Annotated in this window: 11 protein-coding genes; 2 read left to right on the top strand and 9 right to left on the bottom strand. The window is 39.4% G+C overall.

Going from position 1 to position 13,149, the window contains the following annotated elements; all coding sequences use genetic code 11:
- Positions 1 to 1,008 precede the first annotated feature (1,008 nt).
- On the top strand, positions 1,009 to 1,503 hold the full coding sequence (locus ACJJIC_RS12060) for a DoxX family protein (RefSeq protein WP_445357021.1): 495 nt from the start codon (positions 1,009 to 1,011) through the stop codon (positions 1,501 to 1,503).
- A 449-nt stretch (positions 1,504 to 1,952) separates the two neighbouring features.
- Here ACJJIC_RS12060 and ACJJIC_RS12055 read toward each other — a convergent pair whose 3' ends face one another.
- Entirely contained in the window at positions 1,953 to 2,354 is a 402-nt protein-coding gene (locus ACJJIC_RS12055) for a VOC family protein (protein WP_445357020.1), read from the bottom strand.
- Between the two features lie 865 nt (positions 2,355 to 3,219).
- Here ACJJIC_RS12055 and ACJJIC_RS12050 point away from each other — a divergent pair.
- Positions 3,220 to 4,272 carry a DMT family transporter gene (locus tag ACJJIC_RS12050; protein WP_445357019.1) on the top strand — a complete coding sequence of 351 codons (1,053 nt, stop codon included), beginning with the start codon at positions 3,220 to 3,222 and terminating at the stop codon, positions 4,270 to 4,272.
- Between the two features lie 151 nt (positions 4,273 to 4,423).
- Here the strand turns inward: ACJJIC_RS12050 and ACJJIC_RS12045 are convergent, their stop codons facing one another.
- From ACJJIC_RS12045 to ACJJIC_RS12010, 8 genes are all read right to left on the bottom strand, one after another.
- On the bottom strand, positions 4,424 to 4,867 hold the full coding sequence (locus ACJJIC_RS12045; RefSeq protein WP_445357018.1) for a hypothetical protein: 444 nt from the start codon (positions 4,865 to 4,867) through the stop codon (positions 4,424 to 4,426).
- Between the two features lie 629 nt (positions 4,868 to 5,496).
- The gene (locus ACJJIC_RS12040) at positions 5,497 to 5,844 is read right to left on the bottom strand and encodes a VOC family protein (protein WP_445357017.1); all 348 of its coding nucleotides are present in this window, start codon (positions 5,842 to 5,844) and stop codon (positions 5,497 to 5,499) included.
- 412 nt (positions 5,845 to 6,256) lie between these two features.
- Complete coding sequence (locus tag ACJJIC_RS12035) at positions 6,257 to 7,615, bottom strand: serine hydrolase domain-containing protein (protein ID WP_445357016.1); 1,359 nt, start codon at positions 7,613 to 7,615, stop codon at positions 6,257 to 6,259.
- A 716-nt stretch (positions 7,616 to 8,331) separates the two neighbouring features.
- Entirely contained in the window at positions 8,332 to 9,492 is a 1,161-nt protein-coding gene (locus tag ACJJIC_RS12030; RefSeq protein WP_445357015.1) for an acyltransferase family protein, read from the bottom strand.
- Between the two features lie 255 nt (positions 9,493 to 9,747).
- A complete protein-coding gene (locus tag ACJJIC_RS12025; protein ID WP_445357014.1) occupies positions 9,748 to 10,104 on the bottom strand; it encodes a VOC family protein in 357 nt (118 codons plus the stop codon).
- Between the two features lie 105 nt (positions 10,105 to 10,209).
- Positions 10,210 to 10,536, bottom strand: coding sequence for a hypothetical protein (locus ACJJIC_RS12020; protein ID WP_445357013.1), 327 nt, complete (start codon positions 10,534 to 10,536; stop codon positions 10,210 to 10,212).
- Positions 10,537 to 11,025: 489 nt separating this feature from the next.
- On the bottom strand, positions 11,026 to 11,520 hold the full coding sequence (locus tag ACJJIC_RS12015; protein ID WP_445357012.1) for an HD domain-containing protein: 495 nt from the start codon (positions 11,518 to 11,520) through the stop codon (positions 11,026 to 11,028).
- 489 nt (positions 11,521 to 12,009) lie between these two features.
- Entirely contained in the window at positions 12,010 to 12,957 is a 948-nt protein-coding gene (locus ACJJIC_RS12010; protein WP_445357011.1) for a ketopantoate reductase family protein, read from the bottom strand.
- Positions 12,958 to 13,149: the final 192 nt, after the last annotated feature.

Below are 13,149 nucleotides of genomic sequence, written 5' to 3'. Positions count from 1 at the left end.
TACAAAATTTATCATACCTACTATACAAAGAACACAACCCAGGCCCCAACCTTACCTTCCGGCTTTAAGCCACTTTCCAAGCGAACTCATCAAGGAATGCCCATCGCAGTTTGAGCACCGGTAGAAAAGAAAGAGATTGGTAAAAAATACCGAAACGGTAAAGAATAACAGCTGGGAATATTATTTCGGTTACAGAAGAGGAGGCTAAAGGGGCAAATATTTAAAGAAGAAAGAGTATGCTTTTTTGCTCTTATTTTTATCCGAGCTTCTTATTAATTCTTGAATTAAGCCAGGCGGTATTTTTCATTTGTACATTTCTCCCTATTAAAATCTCTTCCCTTGATATAGCCACTCACTGCTTCCTGTTCCTGACCGATTTTTCATTCACCACTATTGCAAAAGGACTACAGGATATTCTGATCCATCTCCACACTTGTCCATGAGTGAGTCCCGGCAAAAATTAGAAATAGCACCAAAGCTCCCATTGGATAAGGAGCTCTGTGGGCTACCTAACCACAAACACGTCATATGGCGCGGAAAAGGTCAATCATCGATTTAATTTGCCCTGACATTTGAATAGGCTAAGATGGTGAAAGCATTGCGGATTGTATTGCATTTGTCGTATTTTTTAATATCTCTCTAGCTTTCGCACCCGAAATGAGTGCGCAGTCAAGATAGGTCGCTGGCTTTTAGGATATGCGAAATCATGCCGATTCGATGTATAACGAGTAAGGCAATTTGCGTCTGCGCCAGCCATTTTAGCCATGTTTAATACCTAAATAAAAATAATTTATTTACGATACAGCATTAATGACTGAGGTGATTACTTGTTTGCAAACAGCCCCAATAAAAAGACGTTATAATATACGCACCTATAGGTAAAAGTGAAAAAGGTGAGAATGAAAATACTCCAACATTTTGTACAGACTGCAGAAAAGACTTTAAAAGCATACGAAGCATTTAAAATTAAAACTGACAGTTAGAATACTGCTATATAAGAAGGCGCTTATGTTTACACAAGATTCTCCACTGACGAAGAAAATACTTGTTGGTGCTCATAATTGGGAATGGATACCTATCTTGGTAGCACGTGTGTCATTGGGGTTATTCTTCTCAGTATCTGGTTATAACAAGCTATTTGTACCTGAGAGACATGCAGACCTAATAAATTTAATGAAAGAAATAGGAGTGCCCTTTCATGAACTTATGGCTACATTTTTAGCTTCTGTAGAATTTTTTGGTGGCTTACTATTAATAGCAGGGCTTTTTTCTTCAATTGTTGCGATTATACTAATTATCGTAATGATTGTGGCTATCACCACTGTTGAAATTGAGCATGTCATCCCCAAAGGCATAGGGCCATTGGATTGGCTAAGCTGGTTTATTTACCTACCCCAAGTTTTATATATTATTTTATTTGTATGGTTAATAACTACAGGCCCTGGTCGATTTAGCTTAGATTACCTAATCGCTGATAAGCTAGGCATTAATGACCACAATTAAAGAAGTTGGACTGCTGTCATAGTTAGTACAGTTATTTCTTCAATCTTAATCCGAATCTGGCAACCCTATTGAAAACATATACCCCTAGACACCGACAAAACAGAAGTACAATTCATCTAGACTAACAGCTAAAAAGAATACTTAGAAAAATTAAAAATCAACCAGCCAACTTTACATCCTTTAATATGAAATTCGATCACCCTGAATAAATTGAAGAGACCCCCAAGCTTTAAAAGCCTATTACCCACCTTCCCCATTAAAAGCCCATCACCTACTCCGCCGCCAGGCACCATGCATCGCTCACAATGCTTCCCGATCGGGAAACACCCTGAATTGATTTTCAGTAAAGATAAATAGGTTGAACTTGATTAAACTGCAAGATACATCAAGCCTGGATTATCGAACTAACTTGCTAAGTAATATACAACTATAGCTACTATCTGTCTTTTTTATTTATCATTACCAACTACAGTGCCTGAAAAATTATTGTAGTACTTAAACTCAAGTAAATTTCCCGCCGGATCTTTAACTACAAATTTCCCAGCATCATTTTCAGAGTCCTCGCCTCTCACTAGTGGTTCCAGTACAAATGGAATCGAACTGTCTTTGAGTAAAGCTAATACTTCACTCCACTGTTTTTTCTCAAGTAATGGGCCAAAGTGATCTATAGGCTTGGCTACCATTCCATCCTTTTCTTGATGTATAGTAATCTGATGCCCATAGAATATTACATCAATCCATTCTCCTGTATCTCGGCCTACAGTACAGCCAAGTAGATTTACGTAGAACTCCCTTGCCTTTTCTAGGTCTGGAACAACGAACGATAGATGAAACGGCTTGATATCTAGCACTCCTTTCACAAAGATACAGTCGAAGTAACCATTGGCTACCCACCAGCAAAGTATAAACTACCAAGACTATTGACTGAAGAAGAAAGTTAAACGAAGCATGAAGAACCAACTGGCCAAGTTGGTTCGAGATAAAAGAGTAAAATATATTCATTACTCTGGAAAAAATCCCTAATCACTGGGAACCTGACACCCACCTTTAACAAGTCGAGACTCTCTACCCTTATGTTCACCAAACTGAGACTACAGGCACCACTTATTACCAAGCTTCCCCAGCTCAGAATACTTACCTTGATCTTGAGTGTCAGCAGAAAACGAGCCGATTAACCATTAGCGCTCAACCGTCCAAAACTAAGAATTATTTACAGTGTCTCAGTCACAGTGCAGGAAGTGAAAAACGATCAAGTAGTTATGAACTTCCAAGCCCTAGGCCTCACCCTATCCACCGAGAAGAGATCTACCACCTTAGGCAGTCGAACATCCAGTTTCATCCATTAGCGTCACAAAACTTTCGGCTCGTAGAAAATATCCATCTCTGGACTGTTTGACGATGCAGCATAAGAGATGAAATTACGCCTATAAAATCCATCCGCTTAATCAGATTTCACTATCATGTTTTCCGAACTAAATTCGAATATTTTACTGAGCGCAGGTAGAAAGTGTGTAACATTGCCTCAAACATTGACCAGAAAAATCACTCTGACGTGGATATATAGATTAATTTTAACTGCTTTTAGGCAGCCGATTATGAGATTTAGTCTAAACTAATCCAGATTAGAATGACCCACCTTCACTATCAGATAAGTCGTAGTTGGCAAAGGGCGAGGTAAATCCGCTTAAGCTTGCCATAGCACTCAGGGGATTCAAAATGGAAAATCAGCATACCGTAAAAAGTACCCGATTTTGGCTATGGATTTCGATTCTTATCTTTGCTGCTTCCAACTCTGTTGTTGCGAAAATCGGGGAGCTCGGTGCCCATCATCTCATTAATGGAAACAATCCCATCTCTTTTTGCAATCTCTTGTTCGCAGGAAATCTCTTGGCGGGTATCACCCTTTTGATAATCTATAGGAAAGATTGGCGCCTCAGCATCTTAAAACAGTACCCTTTCAAGGACTGGTTTTACATGTTTGTGCTCATCTTGATGTCTGGCGTTCTTGCCCCAGCTTTCTTTTTTATTGCTCTAATGATCACAGAGGTGACTAATGTCGTTTTAATCGCAACTTTAGATGCTCCCTTAGGACTCTTATTTGCTTTTTTAATGTTCCGGGAGAAGCCAACAGGGTTCTCAATAGTGGGTGCCCTTGTGGTAACGGTTGGTGTTATTGCAATTTTTTTGCTACATCAACCTCCGATGGAAGATCCAATGAGCATGAAAATGCTGAATCTTGGAAATCCAGCAATGAACCAATTCCTAGAAACCCTCCCCAAAGCTGGAGAAATTTTAACCGCTGTAGCAACACTCTTAGGCGTCATTGCCGTTCAAGTCAGTCGGAAACTGCTTGATCGCGTCCCTATTGGCGTCTTTTCAGTTTTCCGCATGCTTGCGGGTGTGATCCTCTTCTCGGTCATTGTCCTCTCTGTATTTGGAGCCAACCACTTTAACGACCTCCTTTCCCCATTCCTCTGGGTGTGGATGCTTGTATATGGAGCGGTCATTATTGTTTTTGGGCAGATCACCTGGTTTAAAGGGCTCCAAGGAGGGGCCAGCTCTGCCGACATCTCTATCGCTACCGCCATCACCCCCGTAGCAGGCACTTTCTTCGCCTTCGTTATCCTTCAAGAGATTCCAAACTTTGCTCAAATTATTGGAGGAATTATTATCATGGCCGGAATAGGAATCTCACTACTCGGTCAATATCGTGAACAAAAAGCCGTCGAAATGAAGTATGAAAAGCCATGCTCATTTAAGGGTGTATAAATCAGTATTTTACTGATCACATTTTACATTTAATTTAGAGTTACAGGTTTAAGTTAAATCTATCATTAAAAAGCTACACCATTATCTTACGTCTTCAAAATAAGTGTTCAGAAGCATAGGAAATTTAATTGACGGATGTGCTGATTAGAGGTTATTCAAGTATTTGACTTTCAATTCTTTTTAAATCTGCATGAAAAGCCGCCTCCATCTCTTCAAAAAAATCGTCAGAGGCTTCTTTATCTTTATTTTTAATTTTTTCCATCATTTTTTCCCGCCAAGCTTCAACACTTGCTTGAGATCTATATACCCTTTCAAAATATGGCTTAAGAGCATTTATTTTAATTCCAGCAACCAGCATATCTCTTTCAGACCTGGCGCTATGAAACTCCAAGACAGCTTTCCTTATACCTTTGTATGCTTTTTTACGCTCTTCTAGCTCTTTCATAAGGAGCTCTTGCCTTACTAATAATTTTGCCTTTTTTATATCATTATCATATGAAGCATTTAAAAGTAAATATTGGGACACACCGGTTAAGAAAGAACCAGCAAAAGCGGAGAGTAAAATAACTTTCCACTCTACTTTAACTTTCGACATAGATTTAACCTTAAAATATAATGTTTTAATGAAAATACTCAGAACAATGAAAAGCCCAATGTAAAACGTAAAGCCCGTCAACTGGCGCATATTTAAACCTAAAATCTAAATCCATTATAACATATAAAAAAGAACTATTTGAAACCAAGGTCTTTTAGTCACCCCAAATTTGCCGGATTAAACTGTAGTTAAAGGCTTCCTTATTAAAGTTTACATGTATCCAAAATGCGTATTTAACTGTATTACTTGTCTAAGCAGGGATATATGGCGATCTTGTAAAAATTATTCTACTCAGACCAGGCTACATAATTAGATTTAGTACCGAACCGTCGACCCAACGCTTTGATCACATGCTTAAATCTGGAGCCAGCTGAGCCAGAGGTACTTTAATCATTCTCTAGCGGAATACTAGCATATAGATTATTGAGTTAAGATAAGAATTAAACTAATTGTTAGAGGGCGAATCCACGTCCCCTAAATTCCTTCTCATCTACCAAAAAGATGATTTATATGGGGATCGAAAATTGATCGATTGTAGGGCTTGTAGAGAGTGAACCTAGATTCAATCATCGTAATAAATTCAAGACAATTTTTGAGCTATTACTCGATGGCTAATAAAATTACCCTCGTCAAACTTGCCAAAAGCCATGATCAACAGCGCCATTGATATAAATAGCGAATATCCCTTTACCAGGTATCTCTAATGGTGGAACAGCAATCTTTGCCCCTTGAGCTTTAACAAGGCTTATGGCTTTTTCTACTATGTCCTCAACAAGCCAATTTGGGCGAACTACGGATTCTTTCGACTCTCGTAAAGGTCGACGCACACCGACGATACTGCAATCTTTTAAGCTACATGTTCGAGCTCCACCGAGAATTTCATCAGCATCATCAAATCGGACATTATGAGCAGCTTCGTATGCTGCACATACTTTATCTACATTTAGAGTAACAATTTCTAAATGGTGTATGTTCATAATTCTCAATTGGTAGATTGAATTACAAACTCTTCAGATATGGTTACTGAATATGATGATATTACTCTTTGATTTTTTACAGGATGATTCCGACATTTCTTTTAATTTATCCAAGCCATTTCAGTTGTTTGCCCAAGCGACTTCTGTCGAGCCTTCTACTTTTATTCTACTGTGCGAAACAAAACTACAAGAATCTTCATGAGTTTTTGGGATTACCCCTCCTGTTATTAGAATAGGCATTAAGAATATACCTATCGTAGCAGTGGGAGCATTATCCATAAGAAGCTTTCCCATATTTGATTACACATGAATACGATAAAGAAAGATTAAGTCACCTTTCATATTATCCTTATACCTGATGACGGCAATTTACCCCCTCTCTATCCTTCTTTTAAGAGGGGGTAAAATATTTCTACAACTTGACTGCCTGCTGGGGCTTTACGGCGAGATCATTATAGAAACTCATGACCTGCTTACCATTTTTATCCTGCTCAATAACCATATAGGTCAAAGTATTCTCGAAATAGAAACTATTCTCAGACATTGGAATAATTTCGTATTTTGGACCACCACTTCGTTGAGAATAAAAAATTCCATCTTCCAAAGATAATATCCTAACGGAATTTTCATCAATCTTATAGCTACCCAGAAGCTCTTTAACTTTACTTTCATCTAATTCGACTGATTTAAACTTCGGCACAGGTATATCAAGAACTTCAGCTGCTAATAACTTACTAATTAAACTTGGGTTACGGCTACTTAGATTACTTAAGACGGCAATGTACAAATCTTCAGATGGAATATAAAATGCATCAGTAGCAAAACCTGGTATACCACCACTGTGTGCTACCATGTCATATTCATTAAGTTTTCCGATGCCCAACCCATAGCCATAATTTGACATAGAATCATCATTCAACCTGAACGGTTCAATCATTTTCTGATAACTTTCTTTGGAGAGTACCTCGCCGTCTCGTAAAGCTTTGAACCATATATCCAGATCAATCACAGTAGATAAAAGTGCTCCAGCAGCATGAGGCCACATCATATCGATATACATAGCATTAACTACGCCATCAGGTGATGTATCATAACCATTAGCCCTATTTGGGATAACTTTGGAACCACCATAGTAGCTAGATTTCATGCCGACTTTCTTAAAAATATTTTCATCGATAAAATCAGCATATGATTGCCCACTAGCAACCTCAATAATTTTTCCCAAAAGAACATAACCCGTATTCGAATAACGCATCTGCTCGCCTGGCTTAAATTTCATCGGGTGCTTGGCAAATCGAATTAACATATCGTCAATGGTTGTCGGCAACTGTATTTCTTTAGCAAAAATCTCCTCATCTTCAGTGTAATTAGCAATACCAGAAGTGTGAGTTAAAAGATGCTCAATGGTTACATCACTCCCTTCAGTTGGAAAATCAGGTGCATATTTATGAATATTATCCGTTAGTGAAAGCTTACCTTGTTCCTGCAACATCATTATTGCTGCTGCAGTAAACTGTTTAGTGATAGAACCTAAGCGAAATACACTATTAGCTGTCAAAGGTATATTGTGCTCTAGATTTGCGAGGCCATAAGCCCCCTGGAAAATCACCTTTCCTTTTTTACTGACAATAACCGCGACGCCAGGCTCACCTATTTTAACGTTTTCCACCAAAATTTCTTTGTAACGCCTCTGTCTATCTTCTATCACATCAGCAAAAGACACATTTAAATTCAACATCAGCAGAAATATGCCAAGTATTAATCTTTTCATTTTACCCCTATCCTTTTGTAACGAAGTTGTACAAAGAAGCTTCTCAAAAATCGAATATAACATTGATTTTAATTTTTATTAAAAGATTATTCCAATTTTCACTTTAAGTAACTGCTATCCTTACAGTTTACTTAATCAAAACTATCAACTTAAGAAGAGCAGTTTTCCGAATCAATATCTAATAGGGCGAGACGCTGAGTAGTCCGGGTTTACTCTGAAGTAAAATTGATACCATGGTCTTACTTACCATCTTCTAGGTGAGATTTTTGTACTAGATATATTGAGCTGTTCTGCTGTAGTGGGGATTACCATTCATGGCCAGGCAAGCTCCGTAGTCCAATTAAACTTGCAAGAGTTTCTTTGCTACTCTTTTCCATTTAAGTACATCTACCGTCTAAGAGACCACCACGCTCCTCCAGTAAGCCCTTTCATCGCAGAGCCCACTTACAGCTTTGTCATCAGTGGGAAGTTAAGATTTTAATACTAACTCTCAGAACCAGTGACATCCAAAAATTAAAACATACGTCTCACCTACAATACTAGGTGCTAAAAGTTGCTGATTAGAGACAGGTGTCCTCAACCAAAGTAGCCCTATAAATTATTATGTGACCGCTCTCCTAATAAAGTTAAAAAAGCTCATCACGGTACTCCATCTACTCTTTATAACAACCATGCCTTATCAGTTAGAAACTGCAATTCTCATACTTACACTACTATTACCTGACAGTCCCGTGAATTGTTTTATTACAAGCAATATCATCACTTACGTTACTTCTTCTAGGCTTAAGCCCAAAGAGTCTACGTGTTACATTGAATGGATATACAACTAACAAGCATATAGCTGTAGTTATCAAAAAAGAACCAACAGCTAGCACCATAGCTTTATACGTCAAAGACATTGACAAGCTAATTACAAAGTAACCAAGCACAACGATGACTGTTTGGTGAAAAATGTAAAATGGATATATCAATTCATTACTAAATTTTAGCCATTTAGGGGTGCTTGCTAGGTGGTGTTGAGCATAACCTAACAGGGTCAATAACGCTGACCAGGCGACTAAACAACCTACAAACCACCAAATTGACCAACGAGCTTGCAACGACAAATACTCGCTTAAGTCCGGAGAATAGTAATAAGCATAAAAAATTAATGAGCTGACCAGTAACCACACAAAGTTTACCTTCCGATACTTCTTTAATGATGCCCAAATCTTCCGAGATTGTATGAAAAACATACCGACAAAAAAGAAATAAAGATAAAACAAAGTGGAAGACAGATTGCCTATGCCATGACCATTATCAGGAAAATATAATTTCAGCCCCACTCTGATTACAATCAATACCAAAACTAATCCAAATAGACCACTTGATGTCTCCGACAACCACTCTACAAATCCTTTAAATGAACTTGACCATTGTGACCTTAGAAAAAAATAAAACGGTACTGCAAGCAATGAAAAGAAGACCAAGTATTCAATAAACCATAGGTAGTTTGAATCAAACTTAAGAGCAAGCTGAGGAAAGGCCTGCAAAAATGAGCCATATTGACCAATATCCTCAATATAATTCTGAGGCGGCACAACAAGTAACACCCCTACAAGCAAAGGAATAAATAACCTAAAAAATTTATCTCGTAAAAACTGAGATGGATAGACTTTACGGAGCAACAATACACTTCCTACACCAGCAATAAAAAATAGTGTTGGCAGCCTGAATTGCTCAAAATATACCATAACATCATCAAGCAGCTTGCTAGACTCCGCATTCATGATATGCCATTCATCCCCATTAAATGGCATTAATGCATGGTGTAGGAATACCGCCAAAATCAATATGACTCTCAACCAATCCAGCTCGAAAACCCTGACGTTATTCATACAGCTCTTTCCATGACATTCTAAATTTCAATAGCATAGAACTTGCCTACATTCCCTTTTGGCGGCAATAAAAAACAATTTTAGCAGACTTAAGCTTTAACAAAAGCTGCCATCAGGCCGCTATGCATTACTCTTCTTTTCAAGACGCTTCCTATCAAACTCTATCAATTGATAGTTATAACTCTATAAACTATTACACCAAAAGCAGACAACCTAAAGTTAAAAATCACCCACCTCATTGAAATAACATAAATCCTATTCAAAAAAACATATTTTGTTTCCATCTAAATCTCTTACATATGCGGCAAATTTCAAGCCCCTCTGAGCTGGTTTACCCGCACAGGTGCCACCCAATTCAACCGATTTATCATATAGTCTTATCACCTCCTTCTTTGATTCAGTATTAAATCCAACCATTGTTCCATTTCCATTCGTAGCTTCTTCCCCATCAAAGGGCTCTGCCACCGAAAATGTAAACTCTTTGTACCGCCAAAAAGTCATCCTTTCATTAGAGAATAGTTGTTCAAATCTCGCATCTTCAAAAAGTGAATTGTAAAACCTTATTGATGCCTCCAGATCATTACTACCGAGAACCACATAGTTCATCTTCATATCATGACTCCATAAATGTGGCCAACAATATTAAGCACTCAACATAAGAATACATAGATTCTTCACCACAGAGAGGCTGGCTACAAAATATCTACCCACCATGACTTAACCGTCCTTCTCATAATATACCCACAGACAGAAAAAGCCGACCACTGTGCCGACAGGGAAATTGAGTAAGCAGAATATTGAATAAGGGATAGCTATTTTGTATGCCCCTCTATCCTCTTGAATCAGCTTTATACCTGCTGCCAGACCAATAGAATTGATAGACATCAATAACACTAAAAGAACTATGAATGCCCACGATAACAACTCAGGAAATTCACTAAAAAAGAAAAAATAGAAAACAACAAAACCAAAAATATATATTATAAGTGATAGAAAAGCATATATTGATAACGCCCAACCAGCCAACTTTTCTTTGCTGCACATTACAATCTTCCCTTGGTGCCCAGCACCTTATTTATAATCTTTCTCTAATACGAGTATCACTTCACCCTCAAACCTGATGCAAGTTATATTTCAACTCACTATCGAATCTAAAGATTACGGCGCCAATTAAAAATGAGTTCAAATCCCAACTAAAAATAAACCCAAAAACTTCTATGTTTTAAGTAAGGTTCACAGTAATTCGGCTATCAAGGCTTAAGACTACTCAAAATAATCCAGTCGACAATACCCCCTTGATCTGTTAGCATCGGCTTCCACATCCTACAAAAGCAGATCAAGCAGTAGATAATCACTGGCTTCTGCCAACACGTGCACCTTTTTTCCCAGTAACCATATCAGGATTTAAGGAAAGAGATATATCAATTGGCTGTCAATTTATAATCTTGGAGTTTCTTAATAAAGTGACGTCAATTTTGAATGCTTCTTATTAGAAAATAACGTACCATTTTACTCAGAGGAATCTCGAATAATCTATCCTCTAGTGACACTCCGCTGTAACCGCTTAAGGCCTTCACTAGCAATACTCTCAAAGCATAAATCTAATTCGGAGAAGATATCCCAACGTTCCACATCTAAGATATGTGATATTCGGTCTATTATTTGGAGCTCAAGCTCCTCTACGCGCTTACCTTTCCACAACTTGTCTGAGAGCGCTATCGCTAGCTCTTCTATCGTACATTCCATATCACTCCAACGGGCATGAGAAAGACAGCATCGAGCGATTGCTGGTGTAAAACCTTTTGATAGTAATATCCTTTCACCTTCAGGTTCATGCTGTGATCCTGGGCCATACATTTCATTGTTATGTATAATTTTCCCAATATCATGTATCACTACACCAACACGGGCAAAGTCCGGATCGAAATTCACTTTCATTTCGATAAACTTTTTAATCAGGAGATCGGCCGCCTCACCAACTAATGTAACGTGATTAATGAGATGCTGGGGCGCATCCAGATTGTCCAATAGCTGAAGTGCTTCTTCTCTAGTTCTCAGAATCTAGTCCTCTAGTTGTTACGAGCGTGCCTTTACTCAGTGGGGATGCCTCCCCTTCATTTACCTGCTGCCTGCTATCTATGGTCCGTGCTGAAGCCACCTTCTAGGTGAGGAACACAGTCACGGGCCCCTCCAGCTAATATTATTACTATAACAATCGTTTTCGATAATGACATCACACTGATCCGGTAGCTCCAGGGGATTCCGGATACACGAGACCATTGAGGCGTAGTTGTAATGGGGAGGGCGAGATAGGTCACTACATGACCACATTGGCGGAATCTGGTTAAACGGGAGTTATCAACTACTCCAAACCATTAACCCAAGAACTCCATGATTGTGTTTTTATGAAGTAACCCCGAATCCGACTCAGCAACGGCTTATTTTTGTACACTGATCAAGGAAATGGGAGCAAAACGTTTGAATCAAGCGCTATATACGGGGTGTTTACTCAACTTGTTATACCCCATTGCGCATAGGCTCGCCATTGGCCCAGGGCTTCAATGCCCCGCAGACAAAACTGTTAACCGGTGTTGCTACCTTCAGCTGCTTCCCTCTTTGCACAACAGCGCCATTTAGAGACTCAAGCTCTAGGCGCCTTCCAGATGCTATGTCGAAGTACATCGAACCAAGAGTCTTATTGAGTACTCCAGGAGGCAAGTCCTTCTCCATATGCCTAATTGTACGCTCAACCGTATCCTCCGAAAGCTCTATTCCACTTCGCCGTGCTAAGGAATAAACCTCACACATAATGTCAACAAATAACTCGCGAGAGGCATGGCAGGCTAGAAGCGTACCCACAGGCAATCGTGTGAGTGCTGTCATTCCATTCACCGCACAGATGAACAGGAACTTCTCCCAAATAGCCCGAGTGATATCATCTCTGACCTCAGCGACAACCCCAGCTTGTAGAAATGTATCTTTAAGCACTTGGTTGCGCTTTGAGCCAGTTGCATTTGGATCACCAAAGACAAGTGGGCCGGGATATCTGTGCCGCACAACTCCAGGCTCTTCGATCGCCACATTAGTCCATGAGATACCGCCCAGAATAGCTTTTCGCCCAAAGGCTTCGTTCAGGGAATCCAAGGAGTCGACACCATTCTGCAGGGTAAGCACCTTTGTGTCTTCACCTACAGCACGGGCGATAAGCTTTATGGCTGCTTCGGTATCGTAGGTCTTAACGCAGAATAGGATTAGATCCACTCCCCCCACCGAAGTCGTAGTCTCCGCAGCATCAACCTGGATAGTAAAGGGCTCTTCTTCAAGTGGCAGCACCGTTAAACCACGCTCTTTAAGTGCCTTCAGCTGCCTCCCTCGAGCAATAAAGAGCACTTTGTGTCCTGCCCTCGCCAGGTGGCCGCCAAAGTAGCTTCCGAGGGCTCCGGCGCCCATAACAATAATATTCATCTCGTTCTTTTCCCCGCACTTCAAATGGTCTTTTAACCATATCGACTTGCTAAGAATAGCAATCAAAAGGGCTTTGCAAGCAACGCCTAACTATTACTTTAGCTTTTTCATTAAGACCTGGAGAAAAAAATCCACTCGACTATTGCTGTTAGGAAAAACGAACCATGTTATGAGCCCAACCAGGTGTGTTTC

It is taken from the genome of Microbulbifer mixtoriginis (SeqCode) (genome assembly GCF_052468275.1).
This window is presented reverse-complemented; position numbering and strand designations above follow the sequence as displayed.

What these genes read in the sequence shown, in the direction of transcription:
- ACJJIC_RS12060 (WP_445357021.1), top strand. Translation starts at nt 1,009, where the DNA reads ATGTTTACACAAGATTCTCCACTGACGAAGAAAATACTTGTTGGTGCT.
- ACJJIC_RS12050 (WP_445357019.1), top strand. Translation starts at nt 3,220, where the DNA reads ATGGAAAATCAGCATACCGTAAAAAGTACCCGATTTTGGCTATGGATT.
- ACJJIC_RS12045 (WP_445357018.1), bottom strand. Translation starts at nt 4,867, where the DNA reads ATGTCGAAAGTTAAAGTAGAGTGGAAAGTTATTTTACTCTCCGCTTTT.
- ACJJIC_RS12040 (WP_445357017.1), bottom strand. Translation starts at nt 5,844, where the DNA reads ATGAACATACACCATTTAGAAATTGTTACTCTAAATGTAGATAAAGTA.
- ACJJIC_RS12035 (WP_445357016.1), bottom strand. Translation starts at nt 7,615, where the DNA reads ATGAAAAGATTAATACTTGGCATATTTCTGCTGATGTTGAATTTAAAT.
- ACJJIC_RS12030 (WP_445357015.1), bottom strand. Translation starts at nt 9,492, where the DNA reads ATGAATAACGTCAGGGTTTTCGAGCTGGATTGGTTGAGAGTCATATTG.
- ACJJIC_RS12025 (WP_445357014.1), bottom strand. Translation starts at nt 10,104, where the DNA reads ATGAAGATGAACTATGTGGTTCTCGGTAGTAATGATCTGGAGGCATCA.
- ACJJIC_RS12020 (WP_445357013.1), bottom strand. Translation starts at nt 10,536, where the DNA reads ATGTGCAGCAAAGAAAAGTTGGCTGGTTGGGCGTTATCAATATATGCT.
- ACJJIC_RS12010 (WP_445357011.1), bottom strand. Translation starts at nt 12,957, where the DNA reads ATGAATATTATTGTTATGGGCGCCGGAGCCCTCGGAAGCTACTTTGGC.